Annotated in this window: 20 protein-coding genes; 9 read left to right on the top strand and 11 right to left on the bottom strand. The window is 72.9% G+C overall.

Annotation, left to right across the window (positions count from 1 at the left end; genetic code table 11):
• Window positions 1-59: 59 nt before the first annotated feature.
• On the bottom strand, window positions 60-2,303 hold the full coding sequence (glgX, locus tag HB370_RS27485; RefSeq protein ID WP_030791702.1) for a glycogen debranching protein GlgX: 2,244 nt from the start codon (window positions 2,301-2,303) through the stop codon (window positions 60-62).
• Window positions 2,304-2,466: 163 nt separating this feature from the next.
• Here glgX and HB370_RS27490 point away from each other — a divergent pair, with 163 nt between their 5' ends.
• The 4 genes from HB370_RS27490 to HB370_RS27505 all read left to right on the top strand — a co-directional run bounded on the left by HB370_RS27490 (window position 2,467) and on the right by HB370_RS27505 (window position 6,763).
• Window positions 2,467-3,690: an Ig-like domain-containing protein gene (locus HB370_RS27490; protein WP_030791705.1), complete on the top strand. Its 1,224-nt coding sequence runs from the start codon at window positions 2,467-2,469 to the stop codon at window positions 3,688-3,690.
• A gap of 177 nt (window positions 3,691-3,867) precedes the next feature.
• Window positions 3,868-5,091, top strand: coding sequence for an Ig-like domain-containing protein (locus tag HB370_RS27495; RefSeq protein WP_208974447.1), 1,224 nt, complete (start codon window positions 3,868-3,870; stop codon window positions 5,089-5,091).
• A gap of 81 nt (window positions 5,092-5,172) precedes the next feature.
• Complete coding sequence (locus HB370_RS27500) at window positions 5,173-5,940, top strand: enoyl-CoA hydratase-related protein (RefSeq protein WP_030791711.1); 768 nt, start codon at window positions 5,173-5,175, stop codon at window positions 5,938-5,940.
• A 319-nt stretch (window positions 5,941-6,259) separates the two neighbouring features.
• Entirely contained in the window at window positions 6,260-6,763 is a 504-nt protein-coding gene (locus HB370_RS27505; protein ID WP_030791714.1) for an ATP-binding protein, read from the top strand.
• Window positions 6,764-7,057: 294 nt separating this feature from the next.
• Here the strand turns inward: HB370_RS27505 and HB370_RS27510 are convergent, their stop codons facing one another.
• Window positions 7,058-7,699 (bottom strand): GNAT family N-acetyltransferase, encoded by a 642-nt coding sequence (locus HB370_RS27510; protein ID WP_030791717.1) that lies wholly within the window; start codon window positions 7,697-7,699, stop codon window positions 7,058-7,060.
• Window positions 7,700-7,751: 52 nt separating this feature from the next.
• Between HB370_RS27510 and HB370_RS27515 the strand changes: the two genes are divergently transcribed.
• The gene (locus HB370_RS27515) at window positions 7,752-8,663 is read left to right on the top strand and encodes a MerR family transcriptional regulator (protein WP_030791720.1); all 912 of its coding nucleotides are present in this window, start codon (window positions 7,752-7,754) and stop codon (window positions 8,661-8,663) included.
• Window positions 8,664-8,722: 59 nt separating this feature from the next.
• The gene (locus HB370_RS27520) at window positions 8,723-8,935 is read left to right on the top strand and encodes an EF-hand domain-containing protein (protein WP_030791723.1); all 213 of its coding nucleotides are present in this window, start codon (window positions 8,723-8,725) and stop codon (window positions 8,933-8,935) included.
• A 59-nt stretch (window positions 8,936-8,994) separates the two neighbouring features.
• Here HB370_RS27520 and HB370_RS27525 read toward each other — a convergent pair whose 3' ends face one another.
• Together HB370_RS27525 and HB370_RS27530 are read right to left on the bottom strand one after the other, a co-directional pair.
• Window positions 8,995-9,783 (bottom strand): ATP-binding cassette domain-containing protein, encoded by a 789-nt coding sequence (locus HB370_RS27525; protein ID WP_167513037.1) that lies wholly within the window; start codon window positions 9,781-9,783, stop codon window positions 8,995-8,997.
• Window positions 9,780-11,465, bottom strand: a complete 1,686-nt coding sequence (locus HB370_RS27530; RefSeq protein WP_030791729.1) for a 2-isopropylmalate synthase — start codon at window positions 11,463-11,465, stop codon at window positions 9,780-9,782. The genes HB370_RS27525 and HB370_RS27530 overlap by 4 nt, the downstream gene beginning before the upstream one ends.
• A gap of 207 nt (window positions 11,466-11,672) precedes the next feature.
• On the opposite strand from HB370_RS27530, the gene HB370_RS27535 reads away from it, so the two are divergent.
• The gene (locus tag HB370_RS27535; RefSeq protein ID WP_030791732.1) at window positions 11,673-12,377 is read left to right on the top strand and encodes an FCD domain-containing protein; all 705 of its coding nucleotides are present in this window, start codon (window positions 11,673-11,675) and stop codon (window positions 12,375-12,377) included.
• A gap of 15 nt (window positions 12,378-12,392) precedes the next feature.
• On the opposite strand, the gene HB370_RS27540 is transcribed toward HB370_RS27535, so the two are convergent.
• Window positions 12,393-13,313 carry an AraC family transcriptional regulator gene (locus HB370_RS27540; RefSeq protein WP_030791736.1) on the bottom strand — a complete coding sequence of 307 codons (921 nt, stop codon included), beginning with the start codon at window positions 13,311-13,313 and terminating at the stop codon, window positions 12,393-12,395.
• A gap of 105 nt (window positions 13,314-13,418) precedes the next feature.
• Here HB370_RS27540 and HB370_RS27545 point away from each other — a divergent pair, with 105 nt between their 5' ends.
• Complete coding sequence (locus HB370_RS27545; RefSeq protein WP_030791740.1) at window positions 13,419-14,411, top strand: zinc-dependent alcohol dehydrogenase family protein; 993 nt, start codon at window positions 13,419-13,421, stop codon at window positions 14,409-14,411.
• 151 nt (window positions 14,412-14,562) lie between these two features.
• A complete protein-coding gene (locus tag HB370_RS27550; RefSeq protein WP_030791742.1) occupies window positions 14,563-15,225 on the top strand; it encodes an NAD(P)-binding domain-containing protein in 663 nt (220 codons plus the stop codon).
• Window positions 15,226-15,285: 60 nt separating this feature from the next.
• Here the strand turns inward: HB370_RS27550 and HB370_RS27555 are convergent, their stop codons facing one another.
• The 6 genes from HB370_RS27555 to glyA all read right to left on the bottom strand — a co-directional run bounded on the left by HB370_RS27555 (window position 15,286) and on the right by glyA (window position 21,301).
• Complete coding sequence (locus HB370_RS27555; protein WP_030791745.1) at window positions 15,286-15,837, bottom strand: glycoside hydrolase family 25 protein; 552 nt, start codon at window positions 15,835-15,837, stop codon at window positions 15,286-15,288.
• A 37-nt stretch (window positions 15,838-15,874) separates the two neighbouring features.
• Window positions 15,875-16,903, bottom strand: coding sequence for a phosphatidylinositol-specific phospholipase C domain-containing protein (locus tag HB370_RS27560; RefSeq protein WP_030791748.1), 1,029 nt, complete (start codon window positions 16,901-16,903; stop codon window positions 15,875-15,877).
• Between the two features lie 53 nt (window positions 16,904-16,956).
• Window positions 16,957-18,099: a hypothetical protein gene (locus tag HB370_RS27565; RefSeq protein ID WP_157855648.1), complete on the bottom strand. Its 1,143-nt coding sequence runs from the start codon at window positions 18,097-18,099 to the stop codon at window positions 16,957-16,959.
• Entirely contained in the window at window positions 18,086-18,493 is a 408-nt protein-coding gene (locus HB370_RS27570; RefSeq protein ID WP_030791754.1) for a hypothetical protein, read from the bottom strand. Before HB370_RS27570 ends, HB370_RS27565 begins: the two co-directional genes overlap by 14 nt.
• A 70-nt stretch (window positions 18,494-18,563) precedes the next feature.
• Window positions 18,564-19,931 (bottom strand): L-serine ammonia-lyase, encoded by a 1,368-nt coding sequence (locus HB370_RS27575; RefSeq protein ID WP_030791757.1) that lies wholly within the window; start codon window positions 19,929-19,931, stop codon window positions 18,564-18,566.
• A gap of 104 nt (window positions 19,932-20,035) precedes the next feature.
• Window positions 20,036-21,301, bottom strand: coding sequence for a serine hydroxymethyltransferase (gene glyA / locus HB370_RS27580; protein ID WP_030791760.1), 1,266 nt, complete (start codon window positions 21,299-21,301; stop codon window positions 20,036-20,038).
• Window positions 21,302-21,309 lie beyond the last annotated feature (8 nt).

A 21,309-nucleotide genomic window follows, 5' to 3' on the forward strand; every position in this document is an offset into this window, starting at 1 on the left:
GAACCGTGCCCTCGGGCCGGCTCGGGCGCCCCGGAATGCCACGGAGCCGTCGGCCCGGCTCACGCGACCCGCAGCAGCAGGACCGTCCGTTCCGGCACCGTGATCCGCGTGCCCGCCCGGTGGACGGTGCCCGGCGCGCCGGCCTGCTCCTCCGCCGAGGTGTCCACGACCACCTCGTACCGGTCCGCCCACGGCGGCCCCGGCAGTACGAACCCGGTGGGCCGTTCGCCCGCGTGCAGCACGGCGAGGAAACTGTCGTCGACCACCGGCGCGCCCCGCTCGTCCCGGCCCGGGATGTCCCGCCCGGACAGATACATGGCGAGCGTGGCGGCGGGCGCGTACCAGTCGCCCTCGGTCATCTCCGTGCCCCGCGCGGTGAACCAGGCCAGGTCCCGCAGCCCGTCCGCGGTCTGCGCGCGGCCGGAGAAGAAGGCCCGCCGGCGCAGCACCGGGTGCCGGTGGCGCAGCGCGATCAGCCGCGCGGTCAGCTCCGACAGGGCCCGCCAGCCGGGCTCCTCGAGCAGCGACCAGTCCACCCAGCCGATCTCGTTGTCCTGGCAGTAGGCGTTGTTGTTGCCGCGCTGGGTGCGGCCGAACTCGTCGCCCGCGACCAGCATCGGCACGCCGGTGGACAGCAGCAGGGTGGTGAGCAGGTTGCGCAGCTGCCGGCGGCGCAGCGCCCGTACGCCCTCGTCGTCGCTCTCGCCCTCCGCCCCGCAGTTCCAGGAGCGGTTGTCGTCGGTGCCGTCCCGGTTGTCCTCGCCGTTGGCCTCGTTGTGCTTGGTCTGGTACGACACCAGGTCGCGCAGGGTGAAGCCGTCGTGCGCGGTGACGAAGTTGACCGAGGCGTAGGGGCGCCGGCCGCCCCAGGCGTACAGGTCGCTGGAGCCGGACAGTCGGTAGCCCATCTCCCGTACGTCGGGCAGGGCGCCCCGCCAGAAGTCCCGCACGGCGTTGCGGTAGCGGTCGTTCCACTCGGTCCACAGCGGCGGGAAGGCGCCCACCTGGTAGCCGCCGGAACCGATGTCCCACGGTTCGGCGATCAGCTTCACCCGGCGCAGCACCGGGTCCTGGGCGATCACCGCCAGGAACGGCGAGAGCATGTCGACGTCGTGCATGGAGCGGGCCAGCGCCGCCGCCAGGTCGAAGCGGAAGCCGTCCACGCCCATCTCGGTCACCCAGTAGCGCAGCGAGTCGGTGATCAGTCGCAGCACCTGCGGCTGGACGACGTGCAGGGTGTTGCCGCAGCCGGTGTAGTCGGCGTAGCGGCGGGCGTCGTCCTGGAGCCGGTAGTAGCCGCGGTTGTCGATGCCCTTCAGGGACAGCGTCGGGCCCAGCTCGCCCGCCTCGGCGGTGTGGTTGTAGACCACGTCGAGGATGACCTCGATGCCGGCCGCGTGCAGCGCGCGCACCATCCGCTTGAACTCGCCGACCTGCTGCCCGGTCGTACCGGAGGCCGCGTACCCGGCGTGCGGGGCGAAGTAGCCGATGGAGTTGTAGCCCCAGTAGTTGGTCAGGCCCCGGCGCAGCAGGTGGTCCTCGTGCGCGAACTGGTGCACGGGCAGCAGCTCCACGGCCGTGACGCCCAGCTTCACCAGGTGCTCGATCGCGGCCGGGTGGGCGAGCCCCGCGTAGGTGCCGCGCAGCTCCTCGGGGATGCCCGGGTGGAGCTTGGTGAAGCCGCGCACGTGCAGTTCGTAGATCACCGAGTCGGCCCACGGCGTCTTGGGGCGGCGGTCGTCGGACCAGTCGTCGTCATCGTGCACGACGACCCCCTTCGGGACGTACGGCGCCGAGTCCCGCTCGTCGCGCACGGTGTCGGCCACCGACTGGTCCGGCCAGTCCCGTACGTGTCCGTACACCTCCGGCGGCAGCGCGAACTCGCCGTCCACCGCCCGCGCGTACGGGTCGAGGAGCAGCTTGGCCGGGTTCCAGCGGGCGCCGGTCCACGGGTCCCAGCGGCCGTCGACCCGGTAGCCGTACCGCTGCCCGGGCATCACCCCCGGCACGAAGCCGTGCCATATCTCGTGCGTCAGCTCGGTCAGCGGGATCCGGGTCTCCCGCCCGGCCTCGTCGAACAGACACACCCGGACCGCCTCCGCGCCGGCCGCCCACAGCGCGAAGTTGGTGCCGGCGACCCCGTCCGGGCCGGCCCGGAACCGGGCCCCCAGCGGGGTGGGCGTACCCGGCCACACGACCGGGGCGGGCGGTACCGGCCGCCGGGCGCCGATCACCGCCGACGGTTGCCCGCTCCCGGCGGCCGGCTCCCCGGCCGGTGCCCGCTGCTCGGCTGCGCTCGTCACTGTCGGCCCCTCTTCCCGGCGGCTCGTCCGTGGCCCCGACGCGGGCGCCGGGGTGTCCGCCCGCGTCCGCGGCTCCCCGGCGTGGTCGTCCTTCCCTCTGTTCTGCCCAGCGGGTGGCTCGCACTCACGTTTCCCCGGGGCGTGCCCGGTCGTTGAGACCCGTGTGAGGCACGCAACTGGACGCGCACGGCGCGCGGGGGCCGCGCTGGCCGCCGTACTGACATGGGCGGGGCTGCTCGCGGGCTGCTCCGCCGACGGCCCGGGACCGCTGGGCATGGGCGGGACACGGGGGGATTCCCCGGCCCCCGAGGACGTCATCCGGGTGACCCCCGACGACGGGAGCCGGGCCGTCCGCCCGGACGAGCGGCTGCGGATCCAGGTGCCCGGCGGGCGCCTGGAGAAGGTGACCGTCGTCAAGGAGCAGGACGCGCGGGTGGAGCCGGTGCCCGGGCGGATCGGCGCCGACGGGCTGACCTGGCGCCCCGACGAGGCACGGCTGGCGCTCGCCGCCCGGTACACCGTCGACGTGGTGGCGCTGGACGCCCGGGGCCACCGCTCGGCCCGGCACACCACCTTCACCACCTTTGTCCCCGACGAACGGTTCATCGCCTACGTCACCCCGGAGAACCGCGCCACCGTCGGCACCGGGATGATCGTCTCGCTGTCCTTCAGCCGGGAGATCACCGACCGGGCCGCCGTCGAGCGCGCCGTGAAGGTCACCGCCCGGCCGCCGGTCGAGATCCGCCCGCACTGGTTCGGCAAGGACCGCCTGGACTTCCGCCCGGAGCGGTACTGGAAGCCCGGCACCGAGGTCACCGTGGACCTCGGCCTGCGGGACGTGGAGGGCGCGCGGGGCGTGTACGGCCTCCAGGACAAGACGGTGACCTTCACCGTCGGCCGCGGGCAGGTCTCCGTGGTCGACGCGGCCCGGCACATGATGGAGGTGCGGCGCGACGGAGTGCTGCTGGCCACCGTCCCCATCACCGCGGGCGCCCCCAAACACCCCACCTACAACGGCAGGATGGTGGTGATGGACATGCTGGAGGTCACCCGCATGAACAGCCGCACGGTCGGCTTCGGCGGCGAGTACGACATCCCCGACGTCCCGCACGCCATGAAGCTCACCGACTCCGGCACCTTCCTGCACGGCAACTACTGGGCCCCGGAGGCTCCCGGGACGGCCAACGTCAGCCACGGCTGCGTCGGTCTGCGGGACGTCAAGGGCGGCGGTTCGGACACCCCGGCGGGCTGGTTCTTCGACCGCAGCCTCGTCGGCGACGTCATCGAGGTCGTCCACAGCAAGGACAAGACGGTCGCCCCGGACAACGGCCTCGGCGGCTGGAACATGGACTGGAAGGACTGGACGGCGGGCAGCGCGGTGAAGTGACGGCCGGTGAGGGGGGGGACCCGGCGGCCGAGGCGCAGGTCACGAGGGGAGATTGCGACGGAACGGTGACGTTCACCCCGCGCCTGGCGCGCATCCAGGCAGTTAATATGCGCGCACATAAGTGGTGGGGAGCGGGCCGGGGGCGACCTGGTCCGGCGAGGGGAGAACAACTTGAACATGCGGCCTGTAGCGGGGGCGTCGACTCGGGGGCGGCGGGGCCGTAGGGGACTGGCGCTGATAGCCGGGGCCCTGGTGCTGTCGCTCGCCGCGTGCGGCGGGGGCGGAGACTCCGGGGCCGGTTCCGGCAAGGGGAAGGGCACGGGGGACGGGAAGGACGCGCAGTCCACGGCCGCGGTCAGCATCGCGCCCAAGGCCGGCGCCACCGGCGTGGACACCAGCGGTGCCCTCAAGGTCGGCGTCACCCAGGGCAAGCTGACCGAGGTCACCGTCAAGGACGAGAAGGGCACGAAGGTCGAGGGCGCCATCGGCGCGGGCGGCGCGACCTGGACGCCGTCGACCCATCTGGCCGCCGGCACCAAGTACTCGGTGCACGCGGTCGCCGAGGACTCCGAGGGCCGCCGGGCCGCCGAGGACTCCACGTTCACCACGCTGACGCCGAAGAACACCTTCATGGGCTACTTCACGCCCGAGGACGGCTCCACCGTCGGCGTCGGCATGCCGTTCTCCATACGCTTCACCCGGGGCATCACGCACCCCGAGGACGTCGAGAAGGCCATCCGTATCAAGACCGAGCCCGCCGTGGAGGTCGAGGGCCACTGGTTCGGCAACGACCGCCTGGACTTCCGTCCCGAGAAGTACTGGAAGCCCGGCACCAAGGTCACCGTCGACCTCTACCTGGACGGCGTCGAGGGCCGCGACGGCGTCTACGGCAAGCAGCGCAAGACCGTGAAGTTCACCATCGGCCGCAACCAGGTCTCCATCGTGGACGCGGCCGAGCACACGATGAAGGTCACCCAGGACGGCAAGGTCGTCAAGACCATCCCGGTCACCACCGGCAAGCCCGGTTACGACACCTGGAACGGCCAGATGGTCATGAGCGAGAAGCTCACCGTCACCCGCATGAACGGCGAGACCGTCGGCTACGGCGGCGAGTACGACATCAAGGACGTCCCGCACGCGATCCGCCTGACCACCTCCGGCACCTTCCTGCACGGCAACTACTGGGGTGGCGGCGCCTTCGGCAACTACAACGCCAGCCACGGCTGCGTGGGCCTGCGCGACGTGCGCGGCGGCTACGACAGCTCCGTCCCGGCGGCCTGGTTCTTCAACCACTCGATCGTCGGTGACGTGGTGATCGTCAAGAACTCCCACGACCGCACGGTGGCCCCGGACAACGGCCTCAACGGCTGGAACATGTCCTGGGCGGAATGGAAGAAGTGACCTTCGGCCGACCCGACGGGCCCGGTGCTGTGACCTACGGCACCGGGCCCGTCCCCGTTAGTGCCCGTTAACCTGAGCCCCATGACCGTCACTCTCGAAGTCGCCGAAGGCGTCGGCACCCTGCGGCTGGACCGGCCGCCGATGAACGCGCTGGACATCGCCACCCAGGACCGGCTGAAGGAGCTGGCCGAGGAGGCCGGCCGCCGGGACGAGGTACGCGCCGTGGTCATCTACGGCGGCGAGCGGGTGTTCGCGGCGGGCGCGGACATCAAGGAGATGCAGAACATGGACCACGCCGGGATGATCCGGCGCGCCCGTGCCCTGCAGGACGCCTTCACCGCCGTCGCCCGCATCCCCAAGCCCGTCGTCGCCGCCGTCACCGGCTATGCGCTCGGCGGGGGCTGCGAACTGGCCCTGTGCGCGGACTACCGCATCGCCGCCGACAACGCCAAGCTCGGCCAGCCCGAGATCCTGCTCGGGCTGATCCCGGGCGCCGGCGGCACCCAGCGGCTGCCCCGGCTGATCGGCCCCTCCCGGGCCAAGGACCTCATCTTCACGGGCCGTCAGGTGCGGGCCGAGGAGGCCCTGGCGATCGGCCTGGTGGACCGGGTCGTCCCGGCCGCCGAGGTGTACGAGCAGGCGCACGCCTGGGCCGCGCGGCTCGCCAAGGGCCCGGCGATCGCGCTGCGCGCGGCCAAGGAGTCGGTCGACACCGGCCTGGAGACCGACATCGACACCGGGCTCGCCGTGGAACGGAACTGGTTCGCGGGCCTGTTCGCCACCGAGGACCGCGAGCGGGGCATGCGCAGCTTCGTGGAGGAGGGCCCCGGCAAGGCGAAGTTCGTCTGACGGATCGGTGAACGGCCGGTGGTCCGGGCGTGTCCCGGTCCGCCGGCCTGGTCGTACCGCCGTCAATTGACGCGTTGTCTGATTCCCGAGTCCCCCGTTGGGGCGGTTTGTGGGAGCCTTGGGGCAGCCCTGGAACCGTGCCGCCGAGGGAGTCCGACGCTTGCCGGAAAGTGAGCCGTCGCCGCAGGTCAGCGGGGCCCTGTCGGACCTTTCCATGCCGTCGGCATATGCTCCCGGCCAGGGCCGGATCGATGATGCCCGGCGGGGGTATTCCTTCGGAACGCCCCCCAAGACGGCTCCGGACGGCCATCATGGGGGCATGGCGGGGCTGGAGGGCAACGAACAGCCGCGGGGACACGGCCGCGCAGCCGCGGCACGCTGGTCGCCCGCGGTCGCGGACGAACAAGCGCTCAAAGCGATCGAACTGTTCGGCGACCCGACGGAGGCGGAGGTCCCGCTGCCGTCCCGCCCGGAATCCGCGGCCAGCGCCCGCCGGCTCGCCCAGGTCGTGGTCCTCGACACCTGGCGGCTCAGCCCCAGACTGGCCGAGGACGCCGTACTGCTGGTGTCGGAACTCGTCGGCAACGCCGTACGGCACACCGGCGCCCGGCTCTTCGGCCTGCGCATGCGGCGCCGCCCCGGCTGGATCCGGGTGGAGGTCCGCGACCCCTCGCGCGCCCTGCCCTGTCTGATGCCGGTCCAGGAGACCGATGTCAGCGGACGCGGACTGTTCCTCGTGGACAAGCTGTCCGACCGCTGGGGCGTGGACCTGCTGCCACGCGGCAAGACCACGTGGTTCGAGATGCGCGTCGCCGACCGGTAGCCGCCGACGGCCGCCCGGCGTCGAGCGCACCGCTTCCTGAGCCGACGGCAAGGCGCTGCGGCTGCCCGGCCACTACGACTGCGAGCCGAACGCCCGCGACCTCCGCAGCCGGCGCCGAGCCGAACACCGTCGGCCTCCGCAACCGGCGAGGAGCCGGACACCGTCGGTCCCCGCACCGGCGCCGAGCCGGTCCGCGTCAGGGCCGGCGACGGCCCGCTCGGACTTCCGTCCCACGCGAGGGGACCATCGCGTGGGCCCGGCCGTCCACCCCCGGCCGGGCCGCGGCTCACCCGGTCACACCGGCGTCCCGCGCTGAAGCAGCAGTTCCGCGCCCACCGGCCGGTACCCCGCCGCCTGGAACACCCGCAGAGCACGGGCGTTGCCCGGGGCGACCTGCGCCCACAGCGGCTCCCCGGCCAGCTGCCGGGCGGCGGTCACCAGCAGCCGCCCCAGGCCCCGGTGCCGGGCATCCTCGTCCACCTCCACCGACACCTCCAGCCGCCCGGCGACCCCGCGCCCCAGCGCCAGCACCCCGCCGTCGGCGGCCCAGGCCCGCACCCCGTCCCGGCGCCGGCGGGCGTAGGCGACCCGGGGGTGCTCCGGGTGCTCGAGCTCGCGCAGCGCGCACGACGGCTCACCCGGCAGCGGGTCGCCCACCAGCACCGCGTCGATCGTCTCGGCCGTGCGCCCGGTCCGGTCCAGCAGGGCCGTCAGGAAGCGCGGGCTCATCGACGCGGCCAGCGGGTCGGAGTCCACCGAACGCAGCGTCTCGTACACCCAGTCCGGGTCCTCGTCGGTGAAGACGACCGTGTGCGCGGTGAGGGACAGCACTCCGGCGTCCCGGGGCGAGGGCTGCGGCAGCACCGTCGTGGCGCCGTCCGGCGGCGGGAAGCGGCCCGCCGCCGCCGCGTCGAGAATGTCCCGCAGAGTCTCCACGTCCCCGTCCTCCCTTGAGTCTCCACCCACTGGAAGGCCCAGACTCCCAGACATGAACGACGACGGCACCAGGCTGTTCACCATCGGCGAGCTGGCCGGGGCCACCGGGCTGAGCGTGCGCACCATCCGCTTCTGGTCCGACGAGGGCGTGCTCGCCCCGGCGGCCCGCTCCCCCGGGGGCTACCGGCTCTACGACACCGCGAGCGCGGCCCGGCTGGAGCTGATCCGCACCCTGCGCGAACTCGGGCTCGGCCTGGAGGAGGTGCGCACGGTGCTGGCCGGTGAGCGGACCGTGGCGGAGGTCGCGGCCACGCACGTGGCGGCGCTGGACGCGCGGATCCGGGCGCTGAAGGTGACCCGCGCGGTGCTGTCGACCGTGGCCCGAAGGGGCGCCGAGGCAGAGGAGATGACACTCGTGAACAAGCTCGCGCGGCTGTCCGCCGCCGAACGGCAGCGGATCATGGAGGAGTTCGTGGCGGAGACGCTGCACGGACTGGACACCGTGGACCCCGACATCCGGGAGCGGATCCGGCGCACCGCCGTCGACCTGGCGGAGGACCCCACGCCCGAGGAGGTCGACGCCTGGGTGGAGCTGGCCGAGATGCTCCAGGACCCGCAGTTCCGGGCGCAGATGCGCCGGGCCGTCGAGTTCAACGCGGCCGGCCGGCGGCCCGGCGAGCCGGGCGGGCGGTCCCTGTGGTTCGCCAAGCGGCTCGTGGAACTGGTGGCTCCGGCCCGGGAGCGCGGCATCGAACCCACGGGCCCCGGTGCCGAGCAGGTGCTGGACGACCTGTTCGGCGACGCCGACCGGGCCGACGTGCTGGAGCGCATGACGGCCGGTTTCGACGAGCGTGTGGCCCGCTACCGGGAACTGCTCGCCGTGGTGAACCGGCAGCCCGCCCCGCCGCACGCCGAGGACTTCGCATGGGTGGTCGCCGCACTCCGCGCTCGTGCGGGCCGTTAATCTGACCAGCGTCAGTACGCCAGTACGGCATAAGAAACACGAGCAAAAGGGGCGGATCGGTGGCGGACATCGAGGAAGCACGCAAGCAGTTCCAGCGGATGGACGCGGATGGTGACGGATTCATCACGGCCGCGGAGTTCAAGTCCGCCCTGGCGCAGCAGGGTGACTGGAACGTCACCGAGGCGGTCGCGGAGGCCATCATCAAGTCCCGCGACCTCGACGGCGACAAGGTCCTGTCGTTCGACGAGTTCTGGGCCTACCTGAACAAGTGACCCCGGGACGGCAGGGGGTGCCCGTCCCGGACGGAACAGGCACCCCCTTCGTCACCCCGTCACCGCGTGCGCCTGATCCGCACGCTCCAGCGGCCCTCGTGCCGCTGGAGCGTCAGCGGCAGCCCGAAGCACGCGCCGACCCGGTCGCCGGTGAGCACCGAGCCCACCGGACCCGAGGCCAGCACCCGCCCCCCGCGCAGCAGCACGGCGTGCGTGGTGTTCGCCGGCAACTCCTCCAGATGGTGTGTGACCAGCACCGTCGCCAGCTCCGGACGCTCCGCCCGCACCTTCTCCAGGGCCTCGATCAGCAGCTCCCGGCCGGGCAGGTCCAGGCCGGTCGCCGGCTCGTCCAGGAGCAGCAGCCGCGGCTCGGGCATCAGCGCCCGCGCGATCAGCGTCCGGCCGCGCTGCCCCTGCGACAGCGTCGGCCACCGCGCGTCCCGCAGCGCGCCCAGCCCCAGCGTGGCCAGCAACGCATCGGCCCGCTCCCGCTGTTCGGGGGTGGGCCGCCACCGGGGAACCGGCTCGACCGTGTTCGTCACCCCGGTCAGCACCACGTCCCGTACCCGCAGCGGCGAGGTCAGCGGATGGCGCGGGTCGACATGGCCGACCAGCGTCCGCAGCTGCCGCAGGTCCACCCGGCCCAGCCGGTGCCCGAGCACCTCCACCGTGCCCCGGGTCGGATGCACCACCGCGCCGAGCATCCCGAGCAGCGTGGACTTGCCCGCTCCGTTGGGGCCGAGCAGCGCCCAGTGCTCACCGGCCCGCACGGTCAGCGACACCTCCTGGAGCAGGGGCCGCCCGTCCCGGACGACATGGACGTCCTCGGCGCGCAGTACCTCCCTCACCGCACCGCCCGGTTCACCGCGGACAGCACCGCCCGCACCGTGGCCGACGGCCCCGTGCCCGCGCCCCACGCCGTGACCCCGTCGACCCGGCACCGGGCGAAGGCCGCCGCCGGACCCTGGGTGAAGTCCAGGATCTCCACGGTCACACCGGCCCCGGCCAGCGCGTCGGCGAACGCGGTCGCCACACCGGCGCCGGTGCCCTCGTGGTCGCCGACGCGGTCGCCGGCCTCCAGCGTGCCCACGAAGCGGTGGACGCCGGGCGCCTCCTCGTGCGCGGACCAGGCGTGCAGCCGTACCGCGCCCTCGCTGAGATAGGTCGTCCGGAACAGCTCGTACAGCTCCTTCGGTGTGGCCTCCCGGCCGCTGTCGTCCGTCGCCTCCTGCACGATCCGCGCGAACTCCGGCCGCATGTCCGGCGGCAGGTCGATCCCCGCGTACCGGTTCAGCAGATACGCCACCCCGCCCTTGCCGGACTGGGAGTTGACGCGGATCACCGCCTCGTAGGACCGCCCGAGGTCGGCCGGGTCGACGGGCAGGTACGGCACCTCCCACGGCGCCTCCCGCTCGCTCAGCCCCGCCTCGGCCGCCCGCCGGGCGTGGTGCGCCAGCCCCTTGCTGATGGCGTCCTGGTGGGTGCCGGAGAAGGCGGTGTGGACCAGCTCGCCGGCGTACGGGTGCCGGGGGTGCACGGGCAGCCGGTTGCAGTGCTCCACCGTCTCCCGTACGGCGTCGATGTCGCCGAAGTCCACCATGGGGTCGACGCCTTGGGCGTAGAGGTTGAGGGCGAGGGTCACCAGGTCGACGTTGCCGGTGCGCTCGCCGTTGCCGAAGAGGCAGCCCTCCACCCGCTGCGCCCCGGCCAGCACGGCGAGTTCGGCGCAGGCCACGCCCGTACCGCGGTCGTTGTGCGGGTGGACGGAGAGGATGACGGACCTTCGGCGGGACAGGTTGCGGTGGATGTACTCGATCTGGTCGGCGTAGACGTTCGGGGTGGCGATCTCCACCGTGGCCGGCAGATTGTGGATCACCGGCCGGTCGGGGCTCGCGTCCCACAACTCCGTGAGCCCGTCGCACAGTTCGAGCACGAAGTCGGGCTCGGTGAGGTTGAAGGTCTCGGGGGAGAACTGGAAGCGGACGCCGGGGGTGTCGCCGGCCCGCCGGGCCATGTGCCCGGCCGCCTCCCGCACCGTCCGCCACACCTCGTCCCGGCCCCGCCCGAGCACCACGTCCCGCCACACCGGCGAGGTCGCGATGTACAGGTGCACGACCGCCCGGGGCAGCCCGGCGATCGCGTCGAAGGTCCGGTCGATCAGGTCGGTCCGGGCGGGCGTGAACACCACGGGCGTCACATCGTCCGGTACGGCCCCGTCCGTCACGAGGTGCCGTACGAAGTCGAAGTCCGTGCGGCTCGCGGAGGGGTAGCCGACCTCGATCTCCTTGAAGCCCCTCGCCACCAGCAGATCGAAGAAGCGGCGCTTGCGGGGGGTGTCCATCGGTTCGGCGAGCGCCTGGTTGCCGTCGCGCAGGTCGACGGGGACCCACAGCGGGGCGCGCTCGACACGGGCGGAGGGCCAGCGGCGGTCCCCGGCGGGGACGTGCACACGGTCCTGGTAGGGGCGGTAGCGGTGGTACGGCATGCGGCTGGGCCGCTGCGGGTTCCAGACGGGAGGTGCGGTGGTCATCGTCGGGCTGTGGCCTTCGGCTCGGTCGGACGGTGACCGGCAGCGCTGAGCCCCGCGGCGGGGCGCCGGTCGCGTCAGACCCCGCCGCGGCAGCCGAGAAGAAGCAGACCGCGGAACATGCGGGGTACGCTAGCGACTCCTCAGCTCCTCAGACAAGTGAGAATCGATGCGCAAGCCCCGTACCCCCCGGACAAGTTGGTGACGTCGATGCCGCTCGGTGCCCTCCGCCCCAGCCCGCTGGTCGAACAGGCCGCGCAGCGCCTGCGCGAACAGATCGCGGCCGGACACTGGCCGGTCGGCGGCAAGCTGCCCGGCGAGACCACGCTGGCCAAGGAACTGGGGGTGGGCCGCTCCACGGTCCGCGAGGCCCTGCGTGCCCTCGCCGGTGCGGGGCTGGTCCGGGCCCGGCACGGCGCCGGGGTCTTCGTCATCGCCACCGAGCCCGCCGAGGACTGGCCCGCCCGGCTGCGCCGGGCCGCGGTCACCGACGTGTACGAGGTCCGCATGGGCGTCGAGGTCCAGGCCGCCCGGCTCGCCGCCCGCCGCCGCACGCCCGGGGACATCACCGCGCTGCGGGCCGCGGTGGAGGGCCGCCGCGCGGCCGCCGCCGCCGACGACACGGCCTTCGTGGAGGCCGACATCGCCCTGCACGCGGCCGTGGTCACCGCCGCCCACAACCCGGTCCTGTCCGACCTGTTCACCGAGTTCGTCCCCGTTCTGCGCGAGGGCCTGATCGCCCTCCTGGACCTCACCAGGCTCCGCGAGACCGACCCCGGCACCGGGGACCACACCCACACGGGCCTGGTCGAAGCCGTCGTCGTCGGCGACCCGGAAACGGCGGCGGCCATCCTGCAGGCCGAACTGGAGTCGACGCTCGGCCTGTTGCGGGCGGGGTGCGAGGAACACGCGTAGCCGGTACGGGCCGGCTCACCCCGCCGCCGCCCGGCGGTACCGGCCCGGGGACACCCCGAACTCCCGCTTGAACGCCTTGGCGAAGGCGAACTCCGAGGTGTAGCCGGTGCGTTCGGCGACCTCGCGCAGGGCGAGGCCCTCGCCGCGCAGCAGCCGGTCCGCCGTGGTCATCCGCCACCAGGTCAGATACGTCAGCGGCGGCTCGCCCACCAGCTCCGTGAACCGGCGGGCGAACGCCGCCCGGGACAGCCCGCCTTCCACGCCCAGCCGGGCCACCGTCCACGGCCGGGCCGGGTCGGCGTGGATCGCGCGCAGCGCCGCCGCGACCGCCGGGTCGGCCAGCGCCGCCGCCCAGCCCCGGGCCCGGCCCGCCGCGTGTTCGCTCTCCCACCACGCCCGCAGGATGTACAGCAGCAGGGTGTCCAGCAGGGAGGTGACGATCGCGTCGGTGCCCGGCCGCTGCTCCTCCAGCTCCATCCCGAGCAGTTCCACCGCCGCCCGCAGCGAGCGGTGGCCGCCCACCCGGGCGGGCAGGTGCACCACCTCGGGCAGGTCCGCCAGCAGCCGGTGCGAGCGGTCCCGGTCCAGGTGGTACGTCCCGCACAGGGTGATGGTGTCCGGGCAGCCCTCGCCCGGCACCTCTGGCGGACCGTCCCAGGTGCCGTCGGGCAGCAGCCGCGCGTCCCGCAGCGGCACGTCGAGGCCGCTCGCCAGCCCGTGCCCCTGCCCGTGCGCGAGGAAGACGACATCACCCGGCGCCAGCGCCACCGGCTCGGCGTCCCGGGGGAGCAGCCAGGCCGAGCCGCGCAGGATCACATGGAACCCGGCCTGGTCGGAGTCGCCCCAGCGCAGTCCCCAGGGCGCGTACTTGTAGCGGCGCGCGGAGTGCGGCCGGCCGGTGCGCATGGCGGCGACGACATCGCTCAGCACGTCCATGCGGCGACCCTAGCCGCCGGCGGTCCACCGGGGAAAGACGATCGGACAGAAAACCGAGACCGAGGGACATGGAACGTCTCTCTGGGCCGCCGTAGCGTCGACGGCATGCCAACTACCGCGCGTTCAGTGCTGTTTCACGAGATCGGCGGCCCCGACGTCTTCACCGTCGAGGAGACCGTCCTGCCCGATCCCGGCCCGGACGAGGTCCTGGTGCGCGTCGAGGCGCTCGGCCTCAACCGCGCCGAGGCGATGCTCCGTTCCGGCACCTACTTCTACCAGCCGACGCTGCCCGGCTCCCGCAACGGCTACGAGGCGGCCGGCGTGGTGACGGCGGCCGGAACGGAGGTGACCGCGTTCGCGCCGGGCGACCCCGTGCTGTCGGCGGCCAACTTCCACCTCTGCGCCCACGGCGTGTACGGCGACCACGTGCTGCTGCCGCAGTCCGCTCTGGTGCCCCGCCCGGCCGGCCTCGACGCGGTCACCGCCGCGGCCGTCTGGCTCACCTACACCACGGCCTACGGCGCCCTGGTCGAGCGGGGCCGGCTGGCGGCCGGGCACCAGGTGCTGATCACCGGGGCGTCCAGCGGGGTCGGCACCGCCGCGATCCAGGTGGCCCGGCGGGCCGGGGCGGTGCCGATCGCCACCACCCGCACCGAGGCCAAGCGGCAGGCGCTGCTCGACCTCGGCGCCGAGCACGTCATCGTGACCGAGAGGGAGGAGGTGACCAAGGAGACCCGGCGGGTGACCGGCGGCCGGGGCGCCGACCTCGTCCTGGACGCGATCGGCGGACCGTACCTGCGGGAACTGGGCCCGGCGGCGGCCGAGGACGCCCTGTTCATCAGCTACGGCTGGCTGTCCGAGCGCCCCACGGAACTGCCCATGCAGTGGCCGCTGACCGTTCACGGCTACAACAACCTCATCCTCACCGGCAGCCCGGAAGGCCGCCGCCGCGCCGCCCACTACCTCGCCTCGGGTCTGGCCGACGGCACCCTCCGCCCGGTGATCGGGGAGGTCTTCGACGGCCTGGAGCGCATGGCGGACGCCCACCGGCTGATGGAGTCCAACACCCACACGGGCAAGATCGTCGTACGGGTCTGAGGCACCCGGCGGCCGGCAGCCGGCATCCCCGGCTGTCCGGCAGCCGGCGCCCCCAGGGTCCGGGTTCCGGCGGCCGGAATAGGGTGGCCGCCCGCGCGGTTGACCAGGGCGACAGAAGCATGCACGTGCATCAATAAGCGGAAGGCCGGCCATGAAGATCGGCATCATCGGCGCGGGGAACATCGGCGGCAACCTCACCCGGCGGCTCGCCGCCCTCGGCCACGACGTCTCCGTCGCCAACTCCCGCGGCCCCGAGACGCTGAAGGACCTGGCGCGGGAGACCGGCGCCACCCCGGTGCGCGCCGAGGACGCGGCCGAGGGCGCCGAGGTCGTCGTCGTCACCGTTCCCCTGAAGGCGGTCCCCGACCTGCCCGCGGGTCTGCTGGACGGGGCGGCCGAGGGGGTCGCGGTGATCGACACGAACAACTACTACCCCAAGCAGCGCGACGGCCGGATCGACGCCATCGAGGACGGGGGCCTGACCGAGAGCCGCTGGGTCGAGCAGCACCTCGGCCACCCCGTGATCAAGGCGTTCAACGGCACCTACGCCCAGGACATCCTGGACCGCGCGCTGCCCGCCGGTCACCCCGACCGCATGGCGCTGCCCGTCGCCGGGGACGACGAGGCGGCCAAGGCGAAGGTGCGCGCCCTGATCGACGAACTCGGCTTCGACACGGTCGACGCCGGCGGCATCGACGACTCCTGGCGCCAGCAGCCGGACACCCCGGTCTACGCCCTGCGGGCCGGCGTGGACGCGGTACGGGAGGCGCTGCGGAAGGCGTCCCCGGAGCGCCCGGCGGACTTCCGGTACTGAGAGGTACCCAGCGGTCCTGAGGGGTGCCGGGACGTACCGGGAAGGCCCGCCGCCCCGCCGCTAGGGCGTGGCCCAGTCGCGCAGGTCGTCCCTGTCCGCGAAATGGGCCACGTTCTTGTCGTGGGGCTCGCTGGTGTACTGGTGGAACCGCCACTTGGCCTTGATCCGGGGCTTGCCCGCGGCGACGTAGTCGGCGATCCACAGCCCGTCCCCGGCGTTGGACGTGGTGTCGATGTTCAGCCAGAAGTGGCGGTTGCAGTAGAGCACGACCCGGTTGTCCGGCCGCATCTCCTTCAGCTTGCGGATGAAGCGGTCCTTCTCCGCGTTGCTCGCGTGGGTCCCCTCACCGGTGTTCTCCCAGTCGACGGCGAGGATGTCGCCGGGGCGGTCGGGGGCGTGCCGCAGGAAGTACTCGGCCTGGGCGGTGATGTGGCCCGGCCACAGGAAGTGGTAGAAGCCGACGACCAGGCCCGCGTCGCGTCCCCGCTTGGTCTGGGCCGCGAGCCTGGGATTGACGTACGAACGGCCCTCCGTCGCCTTGATGAAGACGAAGGAGAGGCCGTCCGTGGCATAGGAGGACTGGAAGGCGCTGACGTCGATGCCATGGAGCATGCAGGGGTTGTGCCCTGTGCGCCCGTGGCCGGAACATTCAGCCCCGGGTCGTCACCGAACCGAGTACGGACGCGGACTTCGCCGACCAGTCCGAAGTGATCAGGCTGGCGTGGCCCTTGGCCAACAGTGCGAGCCGGGCGGCGACTTCGGCGTCCGTGGGGTTGGTGGAGGAGATCGCCGGGGACACGTTGTGGGCGTCGGTGGCGATCAGGATGTAGTGGTTCGCGGAGTAGAACGACGTGTCGTAGCCGTTGTTGACGTAGGTCGCCGCGTCGCCGTCGAAGAACACGAACCAGGGGCGGATCGAGGCGTCGTAGCGGCTGGTGCGCGGGTCGCCGTTCGCCGCGCCCAGCACCGCGGGGAAGGCCTGGGCAGCGGAGATGTTCCCGGCCGCGGCCAGGTCGCGCAGGTGGTCGCCGTACTCCTCGTCCGTCCAGTAGCTGTCGAACGGGTTGGCCTGCTCCACCGTGCCGGGGATCAGATCGAAGAGGAACTTGCCCTTCAGCGAGTCCCGGGCCGGCCAGGCGTCGGCCTTCGCCGCCGCGTCCAGCGTGGCGTACGTGCCGCCGAGCAGATCCGCCGGTTTGTAGACATCGCCGCCCAGCTTCTGTGCGACGAGCGTGTCGAACTCGTCCGGGCCCATGCCCGCCTTGTCGTTGAAGCCGGCCTTCATCTCCACCTTGACGACGATCGGCGGATGGTCGGGGTGGAGCCGGTTCCAGGCGGCCATGTTGTCCAGACAGCTGCCGAGGTCCTGGTTACGGCTCTTGCTGTACAGCTCGCTCGGCGTCTTGGCGGCCTCGCAGTTGTTGTCGTTGCCCAGCGGGTTGCTGTGGCTGACCCGCCAGCGGTGGCTGATGCTGTCGACGTACACGTCCAGCTCCAGCAGCGAGGCCCCGGAGTCCAACGCCTGCGCGAAGTACGGGTACTTGTCCTTCTCGTACGCGTTGTGCGTGCCGATGGCCGTCGTCTGCGAGAACTTCGGTGACGCCGCCTCGGCGTTCACCGGCGCCGCCGCCAGTACCGCGGCCCCCGCGAGCGCCACCAGCCCTCTCACCCCACGCATGTCCGAACTCCCTTTCGCCGACGCCGAGTTGGCGGCAGCCTAGGGCTGATCGGTTACCGCGTGGTAGCCCCTGGAGGAACATCGGCCTCCGTACCCGGCGAACGCCACCACAGGCTCGCCGTCCCGTCGGCCCCCACGGTGGCCACCAGCCGGGCGTCCGGACTGAACGCGAGCGCGGTGACGCGCTCGGCCCCGTCACCGAGCGGACGGCCCAGCGGACGGGGACGCGCGCGGTCGGTGACGTCCCACAGCCGCACGGTCCGCGCGGAGTCGACGGTCGCCAGCAGCCGGGCGTCGGGACTGAAGGCGAGCGCGGTCGTGCGTTCCCCCGGGCCGCCGAAGGCGGGACCCGCCGCCTCGGGGTGCCGGGGATCCGACACGTCCCACAGCCGCACCGACCCCTCGGCGCCGGCGACGGCGAGGGTGCGGCCGTCGGCGGAGAACTGGGCGGCGGCGACCGCCTGGCGCAGCCGGCTCAGGGTGGTCAGCCGCAGCGGCCGCCCCGCGTCCAGGCGCAGCTCCGCCAGCCGGGCGGAGCCGGTCGTCCCCGAGTCGGCGAAGACGACCCGGTCCCGGCCCGCCGCCACCGCCTTCACCTCCATCGGGGCAGCGTCGACGGACCACCGCGTCACCCCCGAGCCGACGGCGAGCGCCCGCACGTCGGCCCCCCCGGCCGCCACCAGCGTGCGGCCGTCCGGACTCGTCGTGGCGGCCGTCACCCGGCGCACGCCCGCCGGGACCGGGACCCGCTTGGGATGTCCGGGATCCGCCACGTCCCAGGTGCTGGCCGCGGACCGGGTGACCGTCACCAGCAGCCGGCCGTCCGGGGTGAACGCCAGCGCCTCGGCCCGCCCCCGCGGACCGAGCCGGCCGGCGGCGGTCAGGCTCCAGTGCTCCGGGCCGGGCGCCTGGGCCTGCCCCGGCGCCACCCCCCGCCAGGGGCCGGGCAGCACCGCGGCGGCCGTCAGGCACGTCAGGGCGACCAGCCAGGCGGTGAGCAGTCCCGGGAACCACCGGCCCCGCCACCCCGGCCGGTGCCGTGCCGGCACCGGTGTCACCGCCACCGGCACCGGGCGCGTCCCCAGGGCGGCGATCAGCCGCATGCCGGGGCCCGCGTGCCGCACCGGCGGCAGATCGGCAGGCCGCATGGCCAGCGCCAGCACCAAACGGCCGAGCGCGCTGTCAGCTCGCAGCACTGGACCCCCTCGGCTGCGACAGCGCCTCTTCGGCATCCGCGCCGGCCTGCCGGGCGGTGGGCAGCGGGGGCTCGGGCTGCTGACCGGTGCCCGCGCCGGTGATCGGGATCGCCTGGAAGAACTTCGCCACGACCAGCGGGGTGGTCACCCCCACGGCGAACGCGGCGGTCGCGTTCGGCAGCTGACCGGAGTTCCCCAGCGCCGCGGTGAGACCGAACCCGGCGAACAGCCGCAGCCCGATGGCCACCAGCATCACCGGCCGGTCGGCGCGGGTGCGCCAGGGCCAGCGCCAGCGGCTGCGCGGACCCGTCGGACGCATCAGCGCCGAGAGGTTGAGCGCTTCGGCCACACTGCTGCCGAGCAGTCCCCACAGCGCGGGGTACAGGTCGATCACGCCACCGATGGTAGCGATGAGTGACGCGAATAAAGCTATTTGTGACGGTGTGGTCGGAAATCGTACCGGTTCAGCACTCGATGATGTTCACCGCCAGGCCGCCCCGGGCCGTCTCCTTGTACTTCACGCTCATGTCCGCGCCGGTGTCCTTCATGGTCTTGATGACCTTGTCCAGGGACACCTTGTGCGAGCCGTCGCCGCGCATCGCCATCTTCGCGGCCGTGACCGCCTTCACCGCGGCCATGCCGTTGCGCTCGATGCACGGGATCTGGACCAGGCCGCCGACCGGGTCGCAGGTCAGGCCCAGGTTGTGCTCCATGCCGATCTCGGCCGCGTTCTCCACCTGCTCGGGGGAGCCGCCGAGCACCTCGGCGAGCGCGCCCGCCGCCATGGAGCAGGCGGAGCCCACCTCGCCCTGGCAGCCGACCTCGGCGCCGGAGATGGAGGCGTTCTCCTTGAAGAGCATGCCGATCGCGCCGGCGGCGAGCAGGAAGCGGACCACGCCGTCCTCGTCCGCGCCCGGCACGAAATTGATGTAGTAATGCAGCACCGCCGGGATGATGCCGGCCGCGCCGTTGGTGGGGGCCGTCACCACCCGGCCGCCGGCCGCGTTCTCCTCGTTCACCGCCATGGCGTAGAGCGTGATCCACTCCATGGCGTGCGCCAGCGGGTCGCCCTCGGCGCGCAGCTGCCGGGCCGAGACGGCGGCGCGGCGGCGCACCTTCAGCCCGCCGGGCAGGATGCCCTCCCGGGACATGCCGCGCTGGACGCACTCGCGCATCACCCGCCAGATCTCCAGCAGGCCCGCGCGGATCTCCTCCTCGGTGCGCCAGGCCCGCTCGTTCTCCAGCATCAGCGAGGAGATCGACAGGCCCGTCTCCTTCGTCAGGCGCAGCAGCTCGTCGCCCGTGCGGAACGGGTACTTCAGGACCGTGTCGTCCAGCACGATCCGGTCCGCGCCCACCGCGTCCTCGTCCACCACGAAACCGCCGCCGACCGAGTAGTACGTCTTCGTCAGCAGCTCGGCGCCCGAGGCGTCGTACGCCCACAGGGTCATGCCGTTCGCGTGGTACGGCAGCGCCTTGCGGCGGTGCAGGACCAGGTCGTCGTCGTAGGAGAACGGGATCTCGTGCTCGCCGAGCAGCGCTATCCGGCCCGCCTGCCGGATCTTCTCCACCCGCTCGTCGGCCGTCTCCACGTCCACCGTGCGCGGCGAGGCGCCCTCCAGGCCCAGCAGCACCGCCTTCGGGGTGCCGTGGCCGTGGCCGGTCGCGCCGAGCGAGCCGTACAGCTCGCAGCGCAGGGAGGCGACGGAGCCGAGCAGCTCCTCGTTGCGCAGCCGGCGGGCGAACATGCGCGCCGCGCGCATCGGGCCGACCGTGTGGGAGCTGGACGGGCCGATGCCGATCGAGAACAGGTCGAAGACCGAGATGGCCACGGAGGACTCCTCAATACGGGGGTGGTGCGAAAGGGTCGGTACAGGGGCGCGGGCACCGCGCACGCCGGTACTCCCAGTGTGCGCGGTGCCCCGCGAAACGTGACTTACTTGCTCAGACCCGGGTACAGCGGGTGCTTGTCGGCGAGCGCCTTGACGCGTGCCTTGAGCGCCTCGGCGTCGTACGACGGCTTCAGCGTCTCGGCGATCACGTCCGCGACCTCGGCGAAGTCCTCGGCCGCGAAACCGCGCGTGGCCAGCGCCGGGGTGCCGATGCGCAGACCCGAGGTGACCATCGGCGGGCGCGGGTCGTTCGGGACGGCGTTGCGGTTGACCGTGATGCCGACCTCGTGCAGCCGGTCCTCGGCCTGCTGCCCGTCCAGCTCGCTCTCGCGCAGGTCCACCAGGACCAGGTGCACGTCCGTGCCGCCGGACAGCACGTTCACCCCGGCCTCGCGCACATCGGCGGCGGTCAGCCGCTCGGCGAGGATGCGGGCGCCGTCCACCGTACGGCGCTGGCGCTCCTTGAAGTCCTCGCCCGCCGCGACCTTGAAGGACACCGCCTTGGCCGCGATCACGTGCTCCAGCGGACCGCCCTGGAAGCCCGGGAAGACGGAGGAGTTCAGCTTCTTCGCGAAGTCCTTCTTCGCGAGGATGATGCCGCCGCGCGGGCCGCCGAGCGTCTTGTGGGTCGTGGAGGTGACCACGTCGGCGTACTCCACCGGGTTCGGGTGCAGACCGGCGGCGACCAGGCCGGCGAAGTGCGCCATGTCGACCCACAGGTACGCGCCGGTCTCGTCGGCGATCCGGCGGAACTCGGCGAAGTCCAGCTGCCGGGGGTACGCCGACCAGCCCGCGATGATCACCTTCGGGCGGTGCTCCTTGGCGAGCCGCTCCACCTCGTCCATGTCCACCAGGCCGGTCTCGGCGTCCACGTGGTAGGCGACCACGTTGAACTGCTTGCCGGAGAAGTTCAGCCGCATGCCGTGGGTGAGGTGGCCGCCGTGCGCCAGGTCCAGGCCGAGGATGGTGTCCCCGGGCTGGGCCAGCGCGAACAGGGCCGCCTGGTTCGCGGAGGCGCCGGAGTGGGGCTGCACATTGGCGTACTCGGCGCCGAACAGCTCCTTCACCCGGTCGATGGCGATCTGCTCGGCCACGTCGACGTGCTCGCAGCCGCCGTAGTAGCGACGGCCCGGGTAGCCCTCGGCGTACTTGTTGGTGAGGACCGAACCCTGCGCCTCCATGACCGCGAGCGGCGCGAAGTTCTCGGAGGCGATCATCTCCAGCGTCGACTGCTGGCGGCTCAGCTCGGCGTCGACCGCGGCGGCGATCTCCGGGTCCAGCTCGTGCAGGGGCGTGTTCAGGACAGTCATGGGGCTAC

It is taken from the genome of Streptomyces sp. DSM 40868, from assembly GCF_011820545.1.
GTDB lineage: Bacteria > Actinomycetota > Actinomycetes > Streptomycetales > Streptomycetaceae > Streptomyces > Streptomyces eurythermus.